The following is a 15,790-nucleotide window of genomic DNA, read 5'->3' as shown; positions in this document are numbered from 1 at the left end:
AAGGAACGGGCCCCACGCGAGTGGCGCCCGTTGCCGAATCCGCCCACCCCTGCTCATCCCCATACGCGAGACAACCTCGCCCCGCAGGAACTACAGAGTATGAGACAGCAATCCGGTGCCACACTCACGCGTGCAGGGATAGCGCCCATCTCCGACCCACCGCGGCGATACGGTCTATTCGTGGCCGACAACAAGCAGACGAAGACAATTGGCGAGCACCTCGTCGCCGCAGAGATCGCACGACGAGGCTGGGCGCCGGCGCTCACTCGAGACGGCATCGAGCGGACGGACATCCTTGCCGTGCATACGGGCGGCGAACGTCGCATGGTCGAGATTCAAGTGAAGACCGCCAGGGTGACGGATTGGGATAGGGCGAATTGGCCGCTCGGGTTGAAGAATCAAGTGCCCAGTGCCCACGACCGCGAGTACTACGTCTTCGTAGGGGTCCCTCAGGACGAAGATGCCGCTCCGCGACTATTCATTGTTCCCCGCGCACACGTTGCCGCCGCCGCATGGATTTCCCACCAAGACTGGCGCACCGAAGAGGGCGTGCCCGCCGGGACTCGCAACGCCGGCCCGGAGATGGCCCGAGTGAACATGTGGGTCTTCGAGAATTACGAGAACCGCTGGGATCTGTTGTTTCAGGATGAGACGGACGCCGACGTCCTCCTCCCGCCCCGCTATCGTGATCTTGCGGCGGGCGAGCGCGTAGGACTTCCCGCTGACCACAGATGGCAGGAAGGGAACCTGCCTAACTGGTGACGGCGGCCACGTATCGAAAGGTCTAGCGATGGAGCTCGACGATCTGCGCGCCCTCTCCCCCACCGATCAGCAAACCTTCCTCATTGGCCGCATCGGCATGGAAACCGTCCGTATGGACATCGCACTCCGCTTTCTGAACGGCGTTCTTCGCGGACATCGGACCTTCGATGCATTCATGGTCGCCCCTGAGGGCTTCAAGGCGAACGCTGCCGAATGCGACCTCATGATCGACCGACGCGTTGATACGTCTGAGAGGGAAAGGCGGGCGCTGCACAGCGCCATCGACGCTGCACGGCAGATCTACTCCCACCGGAACCGGTACGTCCACCGGTTCCTTCGAACCGGCCTCCTGCGCAAAGAGCAATGGGAACTAGCTCACCTGTCCCGCCCGAAAGGCGACGCCCCCGAGGTCGAGAATGTCTCCTTCGACGAGATGGTCGAGGTCGTCTGCGACATCGTTGGCGTCACGTATCGGCTGCGCTCTGCCGCGATGTACGTGGCGAGCGGCACCTGGAGCGACTCGCTTTTCGGCCATGTCGAAGGAGCGTGGGATGGATCCGCCGAATGGGTGGGACCTGACGACGACGCGGAGGGGTTGCCCACCGGGCCACATCACGCACCCGCTTCGGGCGGCGACTGAGGCGGTCGCCGCCGTTCGAAGATCGCGACGGTTTGGTCAAGCAAGCAGCTGCGGGACACCGCTGGTCCCAGCGCCCAGGTCGATGCACTCGTCAGTCGGGCTCGTCGCGTCGGGCGCGAGCGGGAGTACCCGGATGCGCTTCGATCACGTAGAGACGGTGCGAAACCTGCACTCAGAACCGTTACCGAAACCACAGACGTCCACGGCTTTACCCCAGAAAGCACGCTGGCTCCACTCTCAGTGAGAGATTGCTCCGGCCTGACCGGCGGAAGCTGATCGAACCATAGCGTTGCCTAACTGCAACGCGATAGAGCAAAGCGGGAATCGACCGCCTCGAAGCGCAGCAGGAGAGCGTCTCCGTCACCCGCACCGCCACCGTCTGTAGTACAGGAACTGCGACAACATCTGAGCTGCGTTGCGCCAGAAATCGGTCATCGCCACAGAATCGTTTCGTCATACACGGTTTGCGCACTTGCCATCGTCTCCGAGACACGATGTTCTGGCGACTGGGCGCATGCCGCGAAGGCATGCTGAGCAGCTGGGGGCAGGAATGACTGGTGCACAGGTCATGCAACGACCGAGGCGTCTCATGCGCACGATTCTGGGATGCGCAGGCGCTTTGCTCTTCCTGGTCGGCGGTGTGCTCGCAATCCGGGCGGTAAGAGATCCCGACCTCACCAAGCTTGAGGGCTGGGTGGCATGGATCGGTGCGCCCCTCCAAATCACAGCAGAGTTACCTGAGCGTCTGACAGCAGCCTCCGCGGCAGTCGCGTTACTGCTCGGCTTCGCGCTCATCATCATCTCCGGGATCGTTTCGGGATGGGTTCGCACCCGCCGAGTCAAAGCCCACGGACACGATCTGCGCGTCGACCCGGCGATGCTCGAAGCAGAGGAGGCAAAGATCGTCATCTCTGGACGACAGGCCTACATCTTCTGGGAGGCGCTCAACCAGCCAACAACTCGGTACTCGAGAATCAGCGAGACCGTTGAACCGGGCACTCGGACATTCCGCGTGTCGTCAAACGTGGCAATCGCAACGACAGGGCTCGGCGAGCACACGCATGCCATCCCCGTGGCCCTGTTCACCCGCGGCCGAATGGAACACGGACTCTCCTTCAGCGACGGTGCGCGAGTGTCATCGCTCTCCCATGTGCAGTCCGTCGCCTACGCCGCGCGAGTCGTAGATCGCTTCGTGCACGCGGCTGGCTGGCTGGCCGTAGTCGAGTACCGGAGATCAGTATCGGGAAGGCCGTCACTGAAATCTCGCGTGCGGACCGTACTCGGCTCCACACGAGAAGGGGGCTCCCCAAACGCGCAAGCCGTTGCACGAGCTCTCGCTCGCCTACCCTGCTTGCCTTGGGACCGTGAAATGCTCTACGCCGCCGCTTCGGTAGTCGCGTATCTCGCCGAACAATACCCGGTGTGTGTCCGTGTGCGGTCGTCCTCTGAGAAGCCTGACGCCCCTGTGCGGATCTCAATGGAACGCGTGGTCTTCCCTTCGGTGCTGCAATACGAGAGGTCCCTCAAAGGACTCCGCAACCGTCTGGAACTCCTGCGAAAGCGGATCATCCACCTTCAGCGGAACATGTTCGGCGTCCCGCCGCACACCGTCGACTACCCAACGCAGATGGCGCAGCGCACGCCTTCCTACCACCTGAACGTCCGCGGACCCGACGGCTTCTATCTGGCCCACCAGGAGCTCCGCGACGACACGAACGACGGCCGCACTCTCACGGCCGCGCAACTGTCAACCCTCGAGTACGCCATGAACCCTCGCCGGGGGCAGCGAACCGGGCATCTATACACACGCAGCGGCCACGGCATGAAAGACCTGCTCTACTCCTGCGCATTCTTCGAGCGCATGCCCGGTTCATTGAGCACCGCCTTCGTTGGAGCACTCGCCACAACTCTCGTAGCACTCGCGCTCGCTTGGTCCATGCTTTTCAATGAAGATGACCGGAGCGGGCTGCTCCAGATTCTGCTCGCGTTCCCACTCGCCCTGACTGCGGCCACCAGTTCACGGAGTGGATCACCGTTCTGGGGCGGCGACCTCGGCGCGCGCTGGGCGACCATCATCACAGTCACCGTCTTGACCCTGAGCCTCCTCGCTTCCACCATCGGAAGCGACCTGACACGAGAGTCGCAAGTAGTCTTCTGGGCGATCCTCTTGGTAGTTTCCGCAACCAATACGTTATTGTGTCTCGTGTTCTGGACAACAAGGGCAGTGACCTATCACAAGTTCCTTCGCCGGTAACACAATGGGGAGATCACAGTGGCTAAGTCATCTGTACGCAAGGACCGCAGTAACCGCAGGTCAGCGAAACGCCGCGACTGGGTGCAGGACACGACGTTGTACATCGAGCCGACCAGCAACGTGCGCGTTGTGCACCTAGAGGAAGCTTGGACCAGCCTCAGCGCTAGCCGACTGTCTGAGAGGCTCGGCGCGTAGACCGCTGCGCTGTCCTGCGAGGGCGACGCGTAAGGCGCCCGCAGTGAGCATCCATGCAGTGCAGATGTGGCCCCGGGCTCGACCCGAGCACTCGTGAGGCTCGTGTATGAGCGCCCTCCGCGCATACGTGAAGCAGTCGCCGACAGCTCGCGTGGACTTGTGGACGGCCCCACCTCCTCTTCGGCCCCCCGCTCAAGGCGGTGGAGGCCGTCCTCGCCTACGGTAAGCCGGAGGGTGCCCGTGCTGCCTCGCATCCCGGGCAAATCAGTCCGAAGATCTGCATTGACGCGTAGCCCGGCCTCTGTGCGCACAGCGTGTGCGGCTTACCTCCAGGCCAACGCGCCGTGCCCCGCCAAGCTGACGACGAAGAGCACCATCGCAATTGCGAAGAGGGTCTGACGCACCCGCGTGCGACCGGCCGCGAGAGTGACGAGCGGTGACAGAATCACAACAGCCGGCACCAGGAACCCGAGTGTCGTGAAGATAGATCGTCTCCCAACCGGTCCTCCGCACACCGGCTCGTCGAAGTCCGACTCAAGCGCGTTTGGACAGTTTCTTCCGCTGTGCACATGTACTTGATAGAGAGCGCGAGAAAGGGACAGCGATGGATGACGATGAGTTCGACGCCAGGATTCGAGATGCAGCTCCGGTCGTCGCCGTACCGGCCAACCTCGCAGAGCGGCGCGCGGATCTGTTCAGCCGGACACGTAAGCGCCAAGGTCGTGCGCGTGTAGGCCTAGCAAGTCTGATCGTTTCAGCGGTCCTCATCGGCGGCGGGACCATCGCCGTGGCAGGCGGCGACCACATGACACCGTGGGGTTGGATGGCCGACAACTCCTTCACAATCGAGCGCCCGGCTGGTGAGAACTGCTTCGTGGGGATTCGCGTCAAGTGGGACGGCGTATCGGAAGACGATCCCATGGTTCAGGATGCCAAGTCGATCCTCAACTCAATCGACCTCGCAAGCCTCGACATCAGTGACGCTCTGGCCGAGGCCCGCTCGAGCAACACCACCGTCCCCGAGATCAGTAGGCAGACCGACGACGAGATGCGGATGCAAGCGATGGTCACAGTCGCGGCGCGCATGACGTTCGACGAACTCATCGCTCGCGGGCACCAGCTTCGCGTGGGCCATGAAGTCTCGATCTCATCAGACAGCACAGCATGTCGATGAGGTCTGCGCGCGCGGCCGACGAGCGGCTTGAAGACGCACTGATCGCGAACGAAGCGGATATGGCACGATACTTCCGCCGACGCATGGACAACGCCGCGGACGCCGACGACGTCTACGGAGACTTCCTCCTCACTGCCTGGAAAATCCGTCGCAAGATCCCCGAAGCCCATGACGACGCACGCCTCTGGCTGTTCGGAGTGGCACGCAACGTGCTCATGAATTCGAGACGAGCAGCTAACCGCCGTAAGAGCGCTGGCGACAGGTTGACATCCTTGCTGCGTCACGAGCGTCCACCGGTCGAACTAGACACCGTTCTCGACGTGCGCGCTGCGCTAGCTGCGCTTGACCCTGATGCCGCAGAACTCGTCCGATTGATCTACTGGGACGGACTTCGCTCCCACGAGGCAGCGCGCGTGCTCGGGATCAACCCCTCCACCGCACGCTCTCGACTCTCAGAAGCCAAACGCCGACTACGAAACGCGCTGGGTGCGAACACCGGTCCCACCAAGACCCTAGGCCCGGAGCTCCCCGCAGAAAGAACACGATGAAACCCACGACCATCGGCCCGGCAGCGATCTCACTGCCTCCGACCCGCTCCGTCGAGATCAACGTCTGCGTTCTCGGCGGTGCTGACAGCGCACCCGAAAATCACGAAGTACCGCCCTCGCGGAACGACGAGAAGACAACCCGTCTATGACCGGCGGGAACGGGCGGATGCTCAAGCTCTACATCTCGGCACTCCTGGTCCTCGGACTCGCGATGACGATCTTCGGGACTCTGATGCCCCTCGGTGGTGGGCTTGCAATCGCCGGGATTGGATCGGCATCTGTCGGTGCGGCACTTGCATTGGTCGGAGTGACTCTGCTGCCCCCGAAGAGGTAGGAAAGCGTGAATGGAATCCCGCCCACAGATCCCCGCTTGAACGCCGTCGTAGGGATCGTTCGCTACCGATATATTCGATCCGTGACCTCTCCGAACACCACACCTCCCGTCGCCGGCTGGCACGTGAACGCCCGCGGACAGCAACAATGGTGGGACGGTAGCTCCTGGGGCCCGCTCGCTCCGCAGCACTCGGCACCGGTGTCGCTCAAGACCCGCACGGCCGCAAACCTGTTGTGGTTTTTCCTCGGTGGATTCGGTGCCCACCGCTTCTACCTGCGGCGATTCGGCACAGCGTGGATGTTCCCTGTCATGACGATTACGCAAGCGATCTTCCTTGCCAGCGGATACCCCTCGACGCGGGCAATCGGTATCGGGATCCTGGCCGTTCTTGTGCTGTGGCTCTTCATCGACCTCTGGCGCATCCCGATCCTGGTCGATAACGCCAACGGGACTCCCCGCCCGCTTTACTGATCGAAACGCTGCGCCACCGGCGTGACCCGAACCCGGATCCGAGGACTCCCTCGAGAGTGATGTCATCGAGATCCAGGCGCTGATAGACGCCAACAAGATCCCGCTGCCTGCGGTCACCGGTTCGCTCATCGCTAAGACAGTTGCTGAAGCGCGGCTCGACCGCCTCGAGGTCAGAGGAGACTGAGGGGGTGGTCCGTCGAGACACGTCGAACGGCAGTGGCAACCCGTCCATTGTTCTCGAGTCGTCTGCGCTCCCGGACAGACGCGCTCTTCGCGGACTGATCCAGGTGGCCGGACGAGGCATGCCGCAACAGATCGAATACGTACGCCTGGAAAGTCACACGGGGATCTCCGTCGACGAGGACGAGTCGAACTACTTCAACTCAAGACTCTCGCCCGTTGTACCCGCATTGATCCGCAGCCAGCAGAAGCTTTAACCCGAAGTCCTCGACGGGCACGAGAGCCGATTGCCGATCAGCCGCCGACCACCGGGAACCAGCAAACGCCAGCACGTCCGTCGGAAGAAGCGCTTGGCCGAAGAACACTTGAAGAAGAATGCGCATCTTGCCAAGGGGTACGTCGATTGGGCCATCGGGCCCAAGACCGCGCCCGTCCCGCTGGAAAGATTGGACGAACTCGCGGCCATCACAGTCGAGGTGTTTGAGCGATGGTTCGCGGCGGAGTCGCGTTGAGGAGCTCCCGCCCGGTCAAACGGCGGCGCTCTTCAAGGCGCGGCGGGTCGAATCGGAGGACCGGTTCCTAGAGAACTACTGGCTGTGTCGCCGGCGGTAGACACGCGCCGAGAGCTGCGCCGCAGTACTCAGCAGTGCGGCGGCGCTTGAGGACACTTGCTCTTCCGTCTCCCGCTCGTACTCGAATGTGAGAGCGACGGCTGCAATCGGCCAGTCACGGTGATCCAGGATTGGGGCTGCTATCGACGAGAATCCATCGGTGACGAGGTCGCGCTCGACTGCAAACCCGCGAATCGCGGTCTCGGTCAGGATCGAGCGCAGCGTCGAGTACCGGTCTACGTCACGGGCGTCGCCGTGGCGCGTCTCGAACGCGCCTCGGTCAGGGAACAGTGTTCGAGCTTGGGCTCGCGGCATGGCAGCGAGGACCGCACGCCCGCTGGCGGTCATTGCCATCGGCAATCGCACATCGACATCGGTGATGAGATGGCGAGCTCCCCTTGCGCGCTGCTCCAACACGTAGAGCATGTCGCGGCCATGGGGAACGGGCAGGTGACCGCTGAAGCCGACCTCATCGACAAGCGCTGCCAGCAGAGGAGCACCCAAGCGGGACAGCGGTTCATGACGCTGGTACGCGAAGCTGAGCTCGACAGCGGACATGCCCAGTCCGTACCGGCGCTCCTCGGTCAGGTGCAGCACAAACCCCCGCGTCTGTAGCGTGGTGAGCAGGTGGTAGACCGTGGATCGCGGAAGACCGAGGCGGCTCGCGATGGTCGCGGCAGGAAGCGGCCCGCGCGAGGCTGCAAGCAGCGAAAGGATGTCGAGCACCTGTTCCGCGGCGGGGACCTGTCCATACGACGGTGACTGTTCAGCCATAGTCCATCTCACCGCTTCTGCAGGCAGCGCGACAGGGACAGCATCCCCATGGTGTCTGGCATCACAGACACAACGGCAGCCCAAGCCTCTGGCCGCACCTATGGCCGTTGTTAGCGTCCAATCATGCTTTCCGACGACGAAGTGAACACGTCGCTTTCTCATGACCCCTTGTGGCCGAGAGCAGGGTCTTGGGAGCTAGCGACCGACGCCGATGCCGTCGACCTTGCAATCGTCGGGATCCCGACGCATCGCCTCTCGCTGTCACCAACCAACGCGCACATGACTCCTCGCGCCGTGCGTGATGCCCTGCGCCGATACTCGACGCACGTTGCGACGAACGACCGCCAATCGCTCGGTCATGTCCTCGACGAGGACCTTCGCATCTTCGACTTCGGTGACGTAGACGACCCGGATTCGGAGCTGGGCGAGAGGGTCGCCATCGCGAGAGTCACGGAGATCGCCGCGCGCGCGGACCTGACAGTGTTCCTTGGCGGCGACAACTCGCTGACCGTACCTGCGGCCCTCGGTGTCGTCGGTGACCGCATCGACCGCGCAGGCCTCATCACCCTCGACGCACACCACGACCTCCGAGACGGACGCAGCAACGGTTCGCCGGTCCGCCGCCTCATCGAAGCGGGGCTCAACCCGCACCACGTCGTCCAGATCGGGATCGCCGACTTCGCGAACTCCCAGGCGTACCGCCAGAGAGCACTCGACCTGGGCATCACGGTCATCCACAGGGATGAATTGTTCGAGCGCCCTATTTCGGAGATTGCGGCAGAAGCGTTGGCGATTGCGGGCGCCGGCGGCGGGGACGTACATGTCGATGTCGACGTTGATGTCTGCGACCGCTCTGTGGCGCCCGGGTGCCCGGCATCCATCCCCGGAGGCCTTCAGGCGCACGAGCTGCGGCGATTGACTCGCGCGTTTGCCCGCAGCCCCCTGGTTCGCGGGCTCGACATCGCAGAGGTCGATGCCACCGCTGACGCCGCCGACGGGCGCACCGTTCGCCTGGCCGCACTGACCGTGTTGGAAGCGGCGGCGGGACTCGCCGAACGCATCGCCTGATAAACCACGAGAGGGAGCGCCATGACTCAGATCACAGTGGTCGGCAGCATCAACGTCGACCTGACGTCACACTCGCCACGGCTGCCGTCGCCGGGCGAGACTGTGGGCACCGGTGTGTTCACGCGCCAACCAGGAGGAAAGGGTGCCAACCAGGCGGTTGCCCTGAGCAGGCTCGGAGCAACGTCATCCATGGTGGGAGCGGTGGGAAGGGACGAGCCCGGGTCGTTCGCCCTGACCAACCTGCGGGATGCCGGAGTGCACGTCGACCATGTTGCGGTGCGTGGCAGCCAGACCGGCGTCGCCCTCGTGATGGTGGACGATGCTGGTGAGAACCAGATCGTCGTCTGCCCTGGCGCGAATGGCGACGTGGGTGTCGATGGATTCGACTTCGTCGACGGCGCGATCCTGACTCAGTTGGAGATCCCGATGGCGGCCGTCGAGGCCCTTGCGCGGACGACGACCGGCTTCCTTGCTATCAATACCGCATCGGCGACTCCGCTCACCTCCGAGATCGTCAAGCGCGGTGATCTGTTCATCGCTCGACTCCTCTCGCCCGCCCCGTGCCATCTTCGCGTCGTCGGATGTCCAAGCGTTGGGCGCGTTGCATGCACTTCACGCCCGCGGAGTCCGAATCCCCGAAGAGGTCGCTGTCATCTCCATCGACGGCACGGAGGCGTCGGAGTTCGCCGTTCCCTCCCTGAGCGCCATCCGTCTCCCCCTCGACGAGATCGCCAAGTACGTCGCGCACACGCTCACCTCGCCCGACGAGGCGCCCTCGCGCCACACTTTCGCCCATACCCTCGTGCGCCGCGAGAGTTGCGGGTGCGCGCCCAACAGTTAGAACACACCTTGGAGAGCTCTCAATCCCCGGGTCAGAATTACTCGTAGCTGCGATGGACGTGCCAGCCATCTTCCGCTTTGAACACGTCGAAGACGAACGACAGTCCGTCGTCGTCGGTGCCTTGGAAGCGCCAGCCGTAGAGTCCGGCGCTGTCCTCGTGAGGCGCGGCCCAGATGGAGTGGCGGAGGCGGGTGGGCGTGTCCGTGACTATCCAGCGGCGACCAGCGAAGACCATCCTGGTGGGAATGTCGTCGACCATCCAGAGGGTGGCAGGCAGGTGAGCGGTCGGGGGTCTCATGCTCCGAGGATAGAACATAGATTCGAATGTTGCTAGCCTGATCATGGCCGGAGAGAGGATGCCGGCGTGGGATCGAGCAAGAGGTTGGCGGCTTACTACGACATGCGTTCCCAGCATCAAGAGATCCTGCGCGCAGCTCGCGCCGGGCCGCTGCAATCACTCACAGAGCGCGAGCTTGCGCTGCGCGAACAGCCGGTGACGATCTATCCGCAGCCCTATCGGGTAGTCCGCGCCTGGGTGAGGCTCGGGCCCTCCGCCATCCGCCATCCGCGTCGACGCCAAGCTCGTCCGCTCCACGCCACTGGCCGTGGGTATCGAGTTTCGCGCGGAAAGACGGACGTTTCGGTGCTGGGTGTGGGGCAACGCGGTACAAGACGCCGCTGAGGAGTAGATCGGCTTGACGCGGCTTTTCCAGGACCGAGCCGCTGACAGTACCTCCTGCCCTGAGTACTCTTCGAATATGGCGAGCAACGAAGTCACTGAGCTGGTTGATGACCTCGATGGTTCGGAGGCGCACCACAGGATCACCTTCGCTTATCGTGAGCGCCGATATGAGATCGACCTCTCCACTGACAACGCGGAGACGTTCTTCAATCTTCTACTGCCGTACATCGAGGCGGGACGACCGGCCCGCCCTGAGACGGAAAGCACACCACCACCCCACATCGAACACATCAGAGCATGGGCGCGTGAGAACGGATTCGCCGTTTCTGACCGCGGTCGCATCGCGCATCACATTCGGCGCGCCTTCGCGGAAAGCCAGCGAGAGTCCAGCACCGGGACTCGCTGAGCAAAGCCGACCACGGCGTCGACCGCCTCGTCACATGCTGGCAGCCTTTCTGCCACTTATCCCGGTATACTTGACCATATGGCCTGGACGCCACCGCCGCTGCGGGAGCTCGAGTTCGCATCGAACATCGACCTACCCGATGAGCGCGTCGCCGTGGTCGGTGACGTACACGGCAACTTTCGGTGGCTGGGCACCGTCGCCCGAGCGGTTCAGACGCTTGCCCCGGACGTGACCACCATGCTGCAGCTCGGCGACTGGGCGATGGATCCCGACACCACCGACGAGGCCCTGGACGGAACAGGTATCGAGCGCATCTACGTGACGCTCGGCAACCACGAGCCCTGGGACCAGATCAGCCCGCTCCTCGACTCGCATCCTGACACAGCCGTTCGGGTCTCGAAGATCACATGGCTGTTGCCGAGACCTGCCCGCATGACAATCGGCGGACGGAGCGTGCTGTCGCTCGGAGGCGCGACATCCGTGGACAGAGCATGGCGGGTGGAGGGCGTCAGCTGGTGGACGGACGAGGAAATCAGGGAAAAGGACGTCGCCCAGGCCGTCGACGGCGGACCTGCGGATCTGATGCTGACACATGAGTCACCAGCCGGCACTCCTGTCCGGGCAGTTCGAGAGATCCTCCGAACGAACCCCTTCGGTTTCCCGGACGACGCCCGCGCGGCTTCGGCCACGTCGCGTGCGAGGGTTACCGAGGTCTGGGACGCCGTCCGCCCTTCATTGCTCATCCACGGTCATATGCACATGCCGGGAGGCGGGGCCACAACGGACGGCCGACGTGTAGCAAGCCTCGGCCAGGACGGGCAACAGGGAAACCTCGGGTTCCTCGACATGCGGATGCTGCGCATCGAGACGCCGACGCTCCGGCAGATCCGGGAGGCGGCAGGGCGATGACCGCCAAGAGGGCATGGGCCGAGATCATCGGGCCGTGCTACAGCGAAACGTCGCTTGTGCGCCGGTTTGGGTGGACCCTGCACGGGCTCCGAGAGGCCGTCGCTGCGCTTGAGGTGCTGGAGCTCGTCACCGAGGACGATGTCCGTTTGTACCCCGCCTTCCAATTCGACGATGGGCGACCGGTCCCCCACCTGGCTGACGTCCTCACAGTGCTGCACTCGGGAGTCGAATCGCCTTGGACCTGGGCGCAGTGGTTGAACACGCCGCTCGTTACCGACGTTGGCGGGGAACTGCCGAGGAACATCGACCGTCTCCGCGCGGGAGCGTTAGGCGAGCTGCTTCTTGAAGCGCGCAATGATGCGTATGCGTGGGGAAACTGAGCTCTCGAAAGTCGACTCAGGCATACTCTGTGGACTTGTCAGCGGTGAACACAGGCCCCGGCGCGAGGACTCCTCCTCCTGCTACGGTCGCGGCCGCTCGGCAGCTCATGGCTTGCTCGACCGGGGACGTGTTCTCCGCGACTCTCTCTCGCCTTGTACCCTACGGCGCATCGAGGCTCGACTCCCGGGATCCGCGGAATGGAGCCGGTGGCAGGGCTCCGACAAGGCCGCTGCCAAGGCCAGAATGGCCTCCGATCCCAGTCGAGAGTAAGGAACCCGCCCGACCTGCCAAGGTGACCAAGTGCGGGGTGTATCTATATAGGGGATTTCAGAGAGAAGTTAGGCCCCTTCTACTACTTACTTACTTTTTTTCTCATATGAACTACCTACTACTTGGCAACCTTGCCACCGGCCTCCGATCCCTTGAAAACACTGGGCAAACTCCAGCCAAGGTCACCTTGGCCGGTAGTTGGCATTTTCGCCTTCAGCCCCAGATCGACATCCTGCGCGGGGACAGCGCATAGGGGCTTCATCGCCCCGCGGCGCCAGTCGCCGCAGGGTAGAGAGCAACGACAACTTCCCGACTCACGGACTGACAGGAGACGCCATGCGTGCAACCTACGCACATGCTGGGCGCACTGGGACAGCGACCATGTCGGACAGCAGTCGTCTGCTCTTGACCGAATCGAGTGAAGGGACGTACCGAGCACGCGTCTGACTGAGCTGCCGCGATCTTCTCCCGCGACTTCTGCAATGATGACGCCGTGAGCATTCTGAAGCGACTTTTCGGCAAGAGCGAACCGAAGACACAGGCTGTGGCGAAGCGCGCTGAGGCACCCTCCACCGCGGCCTCGGTCTTCGTCGAGTACCGGGCCAACGTGCCCGATCTCGTCCAGCTCGCCGGCACGATGACCGGCGCCAGGGCCGCTGTGACGCGGTTGGTTGAGCGGCTCGACCCGGACGACAACGGATACCTTGAGCTTGCTGGGGTCATCCAGCGCGAGCCCGACAACCCCGTGGACCCGTCTGCGGTCGTCGTCATGGTCGAAGGTGAGCGTGTGGGCTACCTGCCTGGCTTCGTCGCGAAAGAGTTTGACCTGTCGACGAGCGGTGCGCGTCCGGTTCGTGTGCAGATCTTCACCCAGCTGCTCGAGAAGGGTCTCCGCATTGAAGCGTGGGCGTGGTTGGGCACGAACAGCGCGAAGTGGCAGTGGTCCGAGAAGAACCGGCCCCCGATGTCCCCTACCGCGAAAAACGTCGCGCAGCACCGGGGCAGGGACCAGATGGTGAAAGAGGCACTCGCTGGCGGCGGCACGCGAGCAGCCGAGTTCAAGGCGGGCATGGTCGACGGCCTCCACTACCTGCAGACTGTCGAGCCGATCAAGCAGTTCAAGCGGGAGGGACGGCTCGATGAGGCTCTCGAGCTCTGCTACCAAGCGATTCAGGGTGCGGAGAACGCTGCCCGCCGGGAGAAGACCTCCCCTCCGCCGTTCTACACGGAACAGGCGGCCATCATCCACCGGAAACTCAAGCAGCGCGATGAGGAGATCGCTGTGCTGCAGAGGTACGTGGATGCGTGCCCGCCGAAGTATAAGGACAGCGGCATCAAGGCGCGGCTCGACAAGCTGACTGCCGCGACAGAGGACTCATGATCCTGATCTCTTGTAAGGTGGCGCCGCTCTTAGACGATAGCGCCCGGCGCTAGCTGACCGGAGGAGACCGGAACAGCCCTTCACTGCGGAATAGCGCCTCGGCTTCGGCCTGAGAAACCCACAAGTGCGTTCCCCACCCAAGGCCGTTGGCGTCGGTCTTTCTGACGCGCAAGAGTTCGCCGCCACCACATGTCGATGGCTTCGCTGTACAGTCGGAGCGATTGGGGATGGGAACAATGGGGACAACAGCGAACTTTCAGGCTCTCAGGTCTGCCGTGATCGCGGCATCAGATGCTGATAAGTGGAAGAAGGCGCTCCTCGAGTGGGACGTGACGTCGCTCGAGGAGCATCCGAGCAGTGACGGGGTGTGCGTGTGCGGGCAGACTGGCCTGCTCTGGATGTACACCATCACCAACGATGCCAACGGCGCCGAGTTGTTCCCCATTGGCAGCTCCTGCGTGAACCACTTCGGCCGCACCGACCTCAACCGCCGGGTCGATGTCTTCCACAAGCTCGCCCTTGTGCAGGCAACGGCGAATGCCGGCAAGCCGGTGGAGATGACGACCGAGTTCTTCTCCCGTGCAGCGCTGAAGTTTCTCTTTGAGGAAGGCGCGTTCACCCCGGACAGCTACAACTACGGAGACGGCGTCAACGACTACGAGTTCCTGCTCAAGATGTTCGGGAAGCGAGACAAGAGCACCATCACGTCGAGACAGGGGTACAAGATCCGCAAGCTGGTCACGAGCAAGATCATCCCGTTCGTGCTGGCTGACCCGCGCGTACGCTGACACCAGCGCCCCGCCTTTCCTACGACGGAAGCCAGAATCTAACGTGCGGGCCGTGCGGGGATGGCGCGAGCGACGGATTGTACGTATTCAGCTCTTGCCCACCGCCACTCGTCACCGCATCTTTGAAAGCCTTCTGATTGTCTCTCTGCCCATCCAAGTACCGCTTCTCACCGTTCTGACTGACGAGGCCATGACTGGCACGCGGGAAGCGGTCTCGAACGGCTTTCGAGACCTTCGTGGTCCCGTGATGGGGCGCAAGGATGATGGGGTAGGACGCACGCAGCGTCTGGTCGTCTGCCTCCATCTTGAAGAGCGCTTTGAGCCCTGACTTTTCGCAGTCACCGAAGTTGGCGACGAGTTCGTTGGAGTGCACAAGGCTCAGTTCATTCGTGAACGCTCCCAGGCGCTTCGCGAACCCCTCGAACCCCTCGTCCCCCAGCGCACCCTTGAGCGCATCAGATAGTTCTGCTGCAGTGACCCGGTTCAACTGGTCCACATCAACCGAGTTGTCGTCGCCGCCGAACCATGCGGCCTGGACCGCGTCGAGGGCCACCCCGAACTCATCGACCTGCTGCGCAAGGGTTCTAATCTCTGTTCCCAGTCTCCGCAGTCGGCGCTGAGTTCGATCATCGAAACGGTGGTCGTCCGTGGGTGGCCAGTGAACGCTCCACAATGAACCGCCACCCCAGAATCTGTCTCCACGAATCGACGGGCGACGTCTCACCGCGACGCCCTCCCGTTGCCACGCGCCGACGAGGTCGAGAGCCCCGAAGATGGGGCCACTCAGCCGCGACGCTTGCAGTGCGACATAGGCCCTTTGGGTGAGCCCTGCATCGCCGGGGAGAAGTGCCGGGTACCGGAGCTCCACCTCGCGGCCAGGTGGATATACCCAGTGCTGGGGCAGATCACGAAGACCCCGCCAGTGATCGGCGTCGAAATGCGTGATCACCACGGTGTCGATCAAAGCAGTGTGCCAACGCAGTTCCATCGCCAGCGTCCCCGACGCAGAAACGCCCGCGTTGCCGGCGGTTCCGCAGTCCACAAGCATCACCTGGGAGTCAGGCCAGCCTCGAACAACGGAGCATGCCCCATCGCCGACAGCCACGACGGTGAATATCACT

General features: G+C 63.2%; 18 protein-coding genes and 1 pseudogene. 16 read left to right on the top strand and 3 right to left on the bottom strand.

Translation table 11 applies throughout. The features are described from left to right. The first annotated feature begins 180 nt into the window (after positions 1 to 180). The 8 genes from ACFY9N_RS03890 (at position 181) to ACFY9N_RS03855 (ending at position 7,070) form a co-directional block, all read left to right on the top strand. The gene (locus ACFY9N_RS03890) at positions 181 to 762 is read left to right on the top strand and encodes a hypothetical protein (RefSeq protein ID WP_391476951.1); all 582 of its coding nucleotides are present in this window, start codon (positions 181 to 183) and stop codon (positions 760 to 762) included. 28 nt (positions 763 to 790) lie between these two features. Further along, the gene (locus tag ACFY9N_RS03885; protein ID WP_391476950.1) at positions 791 to 1,402 is read left to right on the top strand and encodes a hypothetical protein; all 612 of its coding nucleotides are present in this window, start codon (positions 791 to 793) and stop codon (positions 1,400 to 1,402) included. A gap of 589 nt (positions 1,403 to 1,991) precedes the next feature. Next, positions 1,992 to 3,656, top strand: a complete 1,665-nt coding sequence (locus ACFY9N_RS03880; protein WP_391476949.1) for a hypothetical protein — start codon at positions 1,992 to 1,994, stop codon at positions 3,654 to 3,656. 799 nt (positions 3,657 to 4,455) lie between these two features. Next, positions 4,456 to 5,025, top strand: coding sequence for a hypothetical protein (locus tag ACFY9N_RS03875; protein ID WP_391476948.1), 570 nt, complete (start codon positions 4,456 to 4,458; stop codon positions 5,023 to 5,025). Next, positions 5,016 to 5,573: an RNA polymerase sigma factor gene (locus tag ACFY9N_RS03870; RefSeq protein ID WP_391476947.1), complete on the top strand. Its 558-nt coding sequence runs from the start codon at positions 5,016 to 5,018 to the stop codon at positions 5,571 to 5,573. Before ACFY9N_RS03875 ends, ACFY9N_RS03870 begins: the two co-directional genes overlap by 10 nt. Before the next feature lie 145 nt (positions 5,574 to 5,718). Next, entirely contained in the window at positions 5,719 to 5,907 is a 189-nt protein-coding gene (locus ACFY9N_RS03865) for a hypothetical protein (RefSeq protein ID WP_391476946.1), read from the top strand. An 81-nt stretch (positions 5,908 to 5,988) separates the two neighbouring features. After that, a complete protein-coding gene (locus ACFY9N_RS03860) occupies positions 5,989 to 6,378 on the top strand; it encodes an NINE protein (RefSeq protein WP_391476945.1) in 390 nt (129 codons plus the stop codon). Between the two features lie 530 nt (positions 6,379 to 6,908). Then, positions 6,909 to 7,070 carry a hypothetical protein gene (locus tag ACFY9N_RS03855; protein WP_391476944.1) on the top strand — a complete coding sequence of 54 codons (162 nt, stop codon included), beginning with the start codon at positions 6,909 to 6,911 and terminating at the stop codon, positions 7,068 to 7,070. A 75-nt stretch (positions 7,071 to 7,145) separates the two neighbouring features. Here the strand turns inward: ACFY9N_RS03855 and ACFY9N_RS03850 are convergent, their stop codons facing one another. Beyond that, a complete protein-coding gene (locus ACFY9N_RS03850; RefSeq protein WP_391476943.1) occupies positions 7,146 to 7,943 on the bottom strand; it encodes an IclR family transcriptional regulator in 798 nt (265 codons plus the stop codon). A gap of 123 nt (positions 7,944 to 8,066) precedes the next feature. Here ACFY9N_RS03850 and ACFY9N_RS03845 point away from each other — a divergent pair, with 123 nt between their 5' ends. From ACFY9N_RS03845 to ACFY9N_RS03835, 3 genes and pseudogenes are all read left to right on the top strand, one after another. Further along, positions 8,067 to 9,011: an arginase family protein gene (locus tag ACFY9N_RS03845; RefSeq protein WP_391476942.1), complete on the top strand. Its 945-nt coding sequence runs from the start codon at positions 8,067 to 8,069 to the stop codon at positions 9,009 to 9,011. A 21-nt stretch (positions 9,012 to 9,032) separates the two neighbouring features. Continuing rightward, positions 9,033 to 9,335, top strand: a pseudogene (locus ACFY9N_RS03840) (PfkB family carbohydrate kinase); the annotation flags it as partial. Between the two features lie 199 nt (positions 9,336 to 9,534). Next, positions 9,535 to 9,852, top strand: coding sequence for a substrate-binding domain-containing protein (locus tag ACFY9N_RS03835; RefSeq protein WP_391476941.1), 318 nt, complete (start codon positions 9,535 to 9,537; stop codon positions 9,850 to 9,852). A 37-nt stretch (positions 9,853 to 9,889) separates the two neighbouring features. Here the strand turns inward: ACFY9N_RS03835 and ACFY9N_RS03830 are convergent, their stop codons facing one another. Beyond that, the gene (locus ACFY9N_RS03830) at positions 9,890 to 10,150 is read right to left on the bottom strand and encodes a hypothetical protein (protein WP_391476940.1); all 261 of its coding nucleotides are present in this window, start codon (positions 10,148 to 10,150) and stop codon (positions 9,890 to 9,892) included. Between the two features lie 460 nt (positions 10,151 to 10,610). Here ACFY9N_RS03830 and ACFY9N_RS03825 point away from each other — a divergent pair, with 460 nt between their 5' ends. From ACFY9N_RS03825 to ACFY9N_RS03805, 5 genes are all read left to right on the top strand, one after another. After that, positions 10,611 to 10,940: an Lsr2 family protein gene (locus tag ACFY9N_RS03825; RefSeq protein WP_391476939.1), complete on the top strand. Its 330-nt coding sequence runs from the start codon at positions 10,611 to 10,613 to the stop codon at positions 10,938 to 10,940. 78 nt (positions 10,941 to 11,018) lie between these two features. Beyond that, positions 11,019 to 11,849: a metallophosphoesterase gene (locus ACFY9N_RS03820; RefSeq protein WP_391476938.1), complete on the top strand. Its 831-nt coding sequence runs from the start codon at positions 11,019 to 11,021 to the stop codon at positions 11,847 to 11,849. Continuing rightward, positions 11,846 to 12,229, top strand: coding sequence for a hypothetical protein (locus ACFY9N_RS03815; RefSeq protein ID WP_391476937.1), 384 nt, complete (start codon positions 11,846 to 11,848; stop codon positions 12,227 to 12,229). Before ACFY9N_RS03820 ends, ACFY9N_RS03815 begins: the two co-directional genes overlap by 4 nt. A gap of 764 nt (positions 12,230 to 12,993) precedes the next feature. Next, positions 12,994 to 13,881, top strand: coding sequence for a hypothetical protein (locus ACFY9N_RS03810; RefSeq protein WP_391476936.1), 888 nt, complete (start codon positions 12,994 to 12,996; stop codon positions 13,879 to 13,881). Positions 13,882 to 14,156: 275 nt separating this feature from the next. Continuing rightward, entirely contained in the window at positions 14,157 to 14,669 is a 513-nt protein-coding gene (locus ACFY9N_RS03805; protein WP_391476935.1) for a hypothetical protein, read from the top strand. Positions 14,670 to 14,688: 19 nt separating this feature from the next. Here ACFY9N_RS03805 and ACFY9N_RS03800 read toward each other — a convergent pair whose 3' ends face one another. Beyond that, positions 14,689 to 15,789, bottom strand: a complete 1,101-nt coding sequence (locus ACFY9N_RS03800; protein ID WP_391476934.1) for an MBL fold metallo-hydrolase — start codon at positions 15,787 to 15,789, stop codon at positions 14,689 to 14,691. Between the last annotated feature and the right edge of the window lies 1 nt (position 15,790).

Source organism: Microbacterium sp. NPDC008134, from assembly GCF_042957055.1.
Taxonomy (GTDB): Bacteria; Actinomycetota; Actinomycetes; order Actinomycetales; family Microbacteriaceae; genus Microbacterium.
Note: the sequence above shows the minus strand (reverse complement) of the source record. Positions and strands in the feature narration are given on the sequence as shown.

Bases quoted from the DNA above. Each gene is read 5' to 3' on its own strand.
- ACFY9N_RS03885 (WP_391476950.1), top strand. From the start codon at position 791: ATGGAGCTCGACGATCTGCGCGCCCTCTCCCCCACCGATCAGCAAACC.
- ACFY9N_RS03880 (WP_391476949.1), top strand. From the start codon at position 1,992: ATGCGCACGATTCTGGGATGCGCAGGCGCTTTGCTCTTCCTGGTCGGC.
- ACFY9N_RS03875 (WP_391476948.1), top strand. From the start codon at position 4,456: ATGGATGACGATGAGTTCGACGCCAGGATTCGAGATGCAGCTCCGGTC.
- ACFY9N_RS03870 (WP_391476947.1), top strand. From the start codon at position 5,016: ATGTCGATGAGGTCTGCGCGCGCGGCCGACGAGCGGCTTGAAGACGCA.
- ACFY9N_RS03865 (WP_391476946.1), top strand. From the start codon at position 5,719: ATGACCGGCGGGAACGGGCGGATGCTCAAGCTCTACATCTCGGCACTC.
- ACFY9N_RS03850 (WP_391476943.1), bottom strand. From the start codon at position 7,943: ATGGCTGAACAGTCACCGTCGTATGGACAGGTCCCCGCCGCGGAACAG.
- ACFY9N_RS03845 (WP_391476942.1), top strand. From the start codon at position 8,067: ATGCTTTCCGACGACGAAGTGAACACGTCGCTTTCTCATGACCCCTTG.
- ACFY9N_RS03830 (WP_391476940.1), bottom strand. From the start codon at position 10,150: ATGAGACCCCCGACCGCTCACCTGCCTGCCACCCTCTGGATGGTCGAC.
- ACFY9N_RS03825 (WP_391476939.1), top strand. From the start codon at position 10,611: ATGGCGAGCAACGAAGTCACTGAGCTGGTTGATGACCTCGATGGTTCG.
- ACFY9N_RS03820 (WP_391476938.1), top strand. From the start codon at position 11,019: ATGGCCTGGACGCCACCGCCGCTGCGGGAGCTCGAGTTCGCATCGAAC.
- ACFY9N_RS03815 (WP_391476937.1), top strand. From the start codon at position 11,846: ATGACCGCCAAGAGGGCATGGGCCGAGATCATCGGGCCGTGCTACAGC.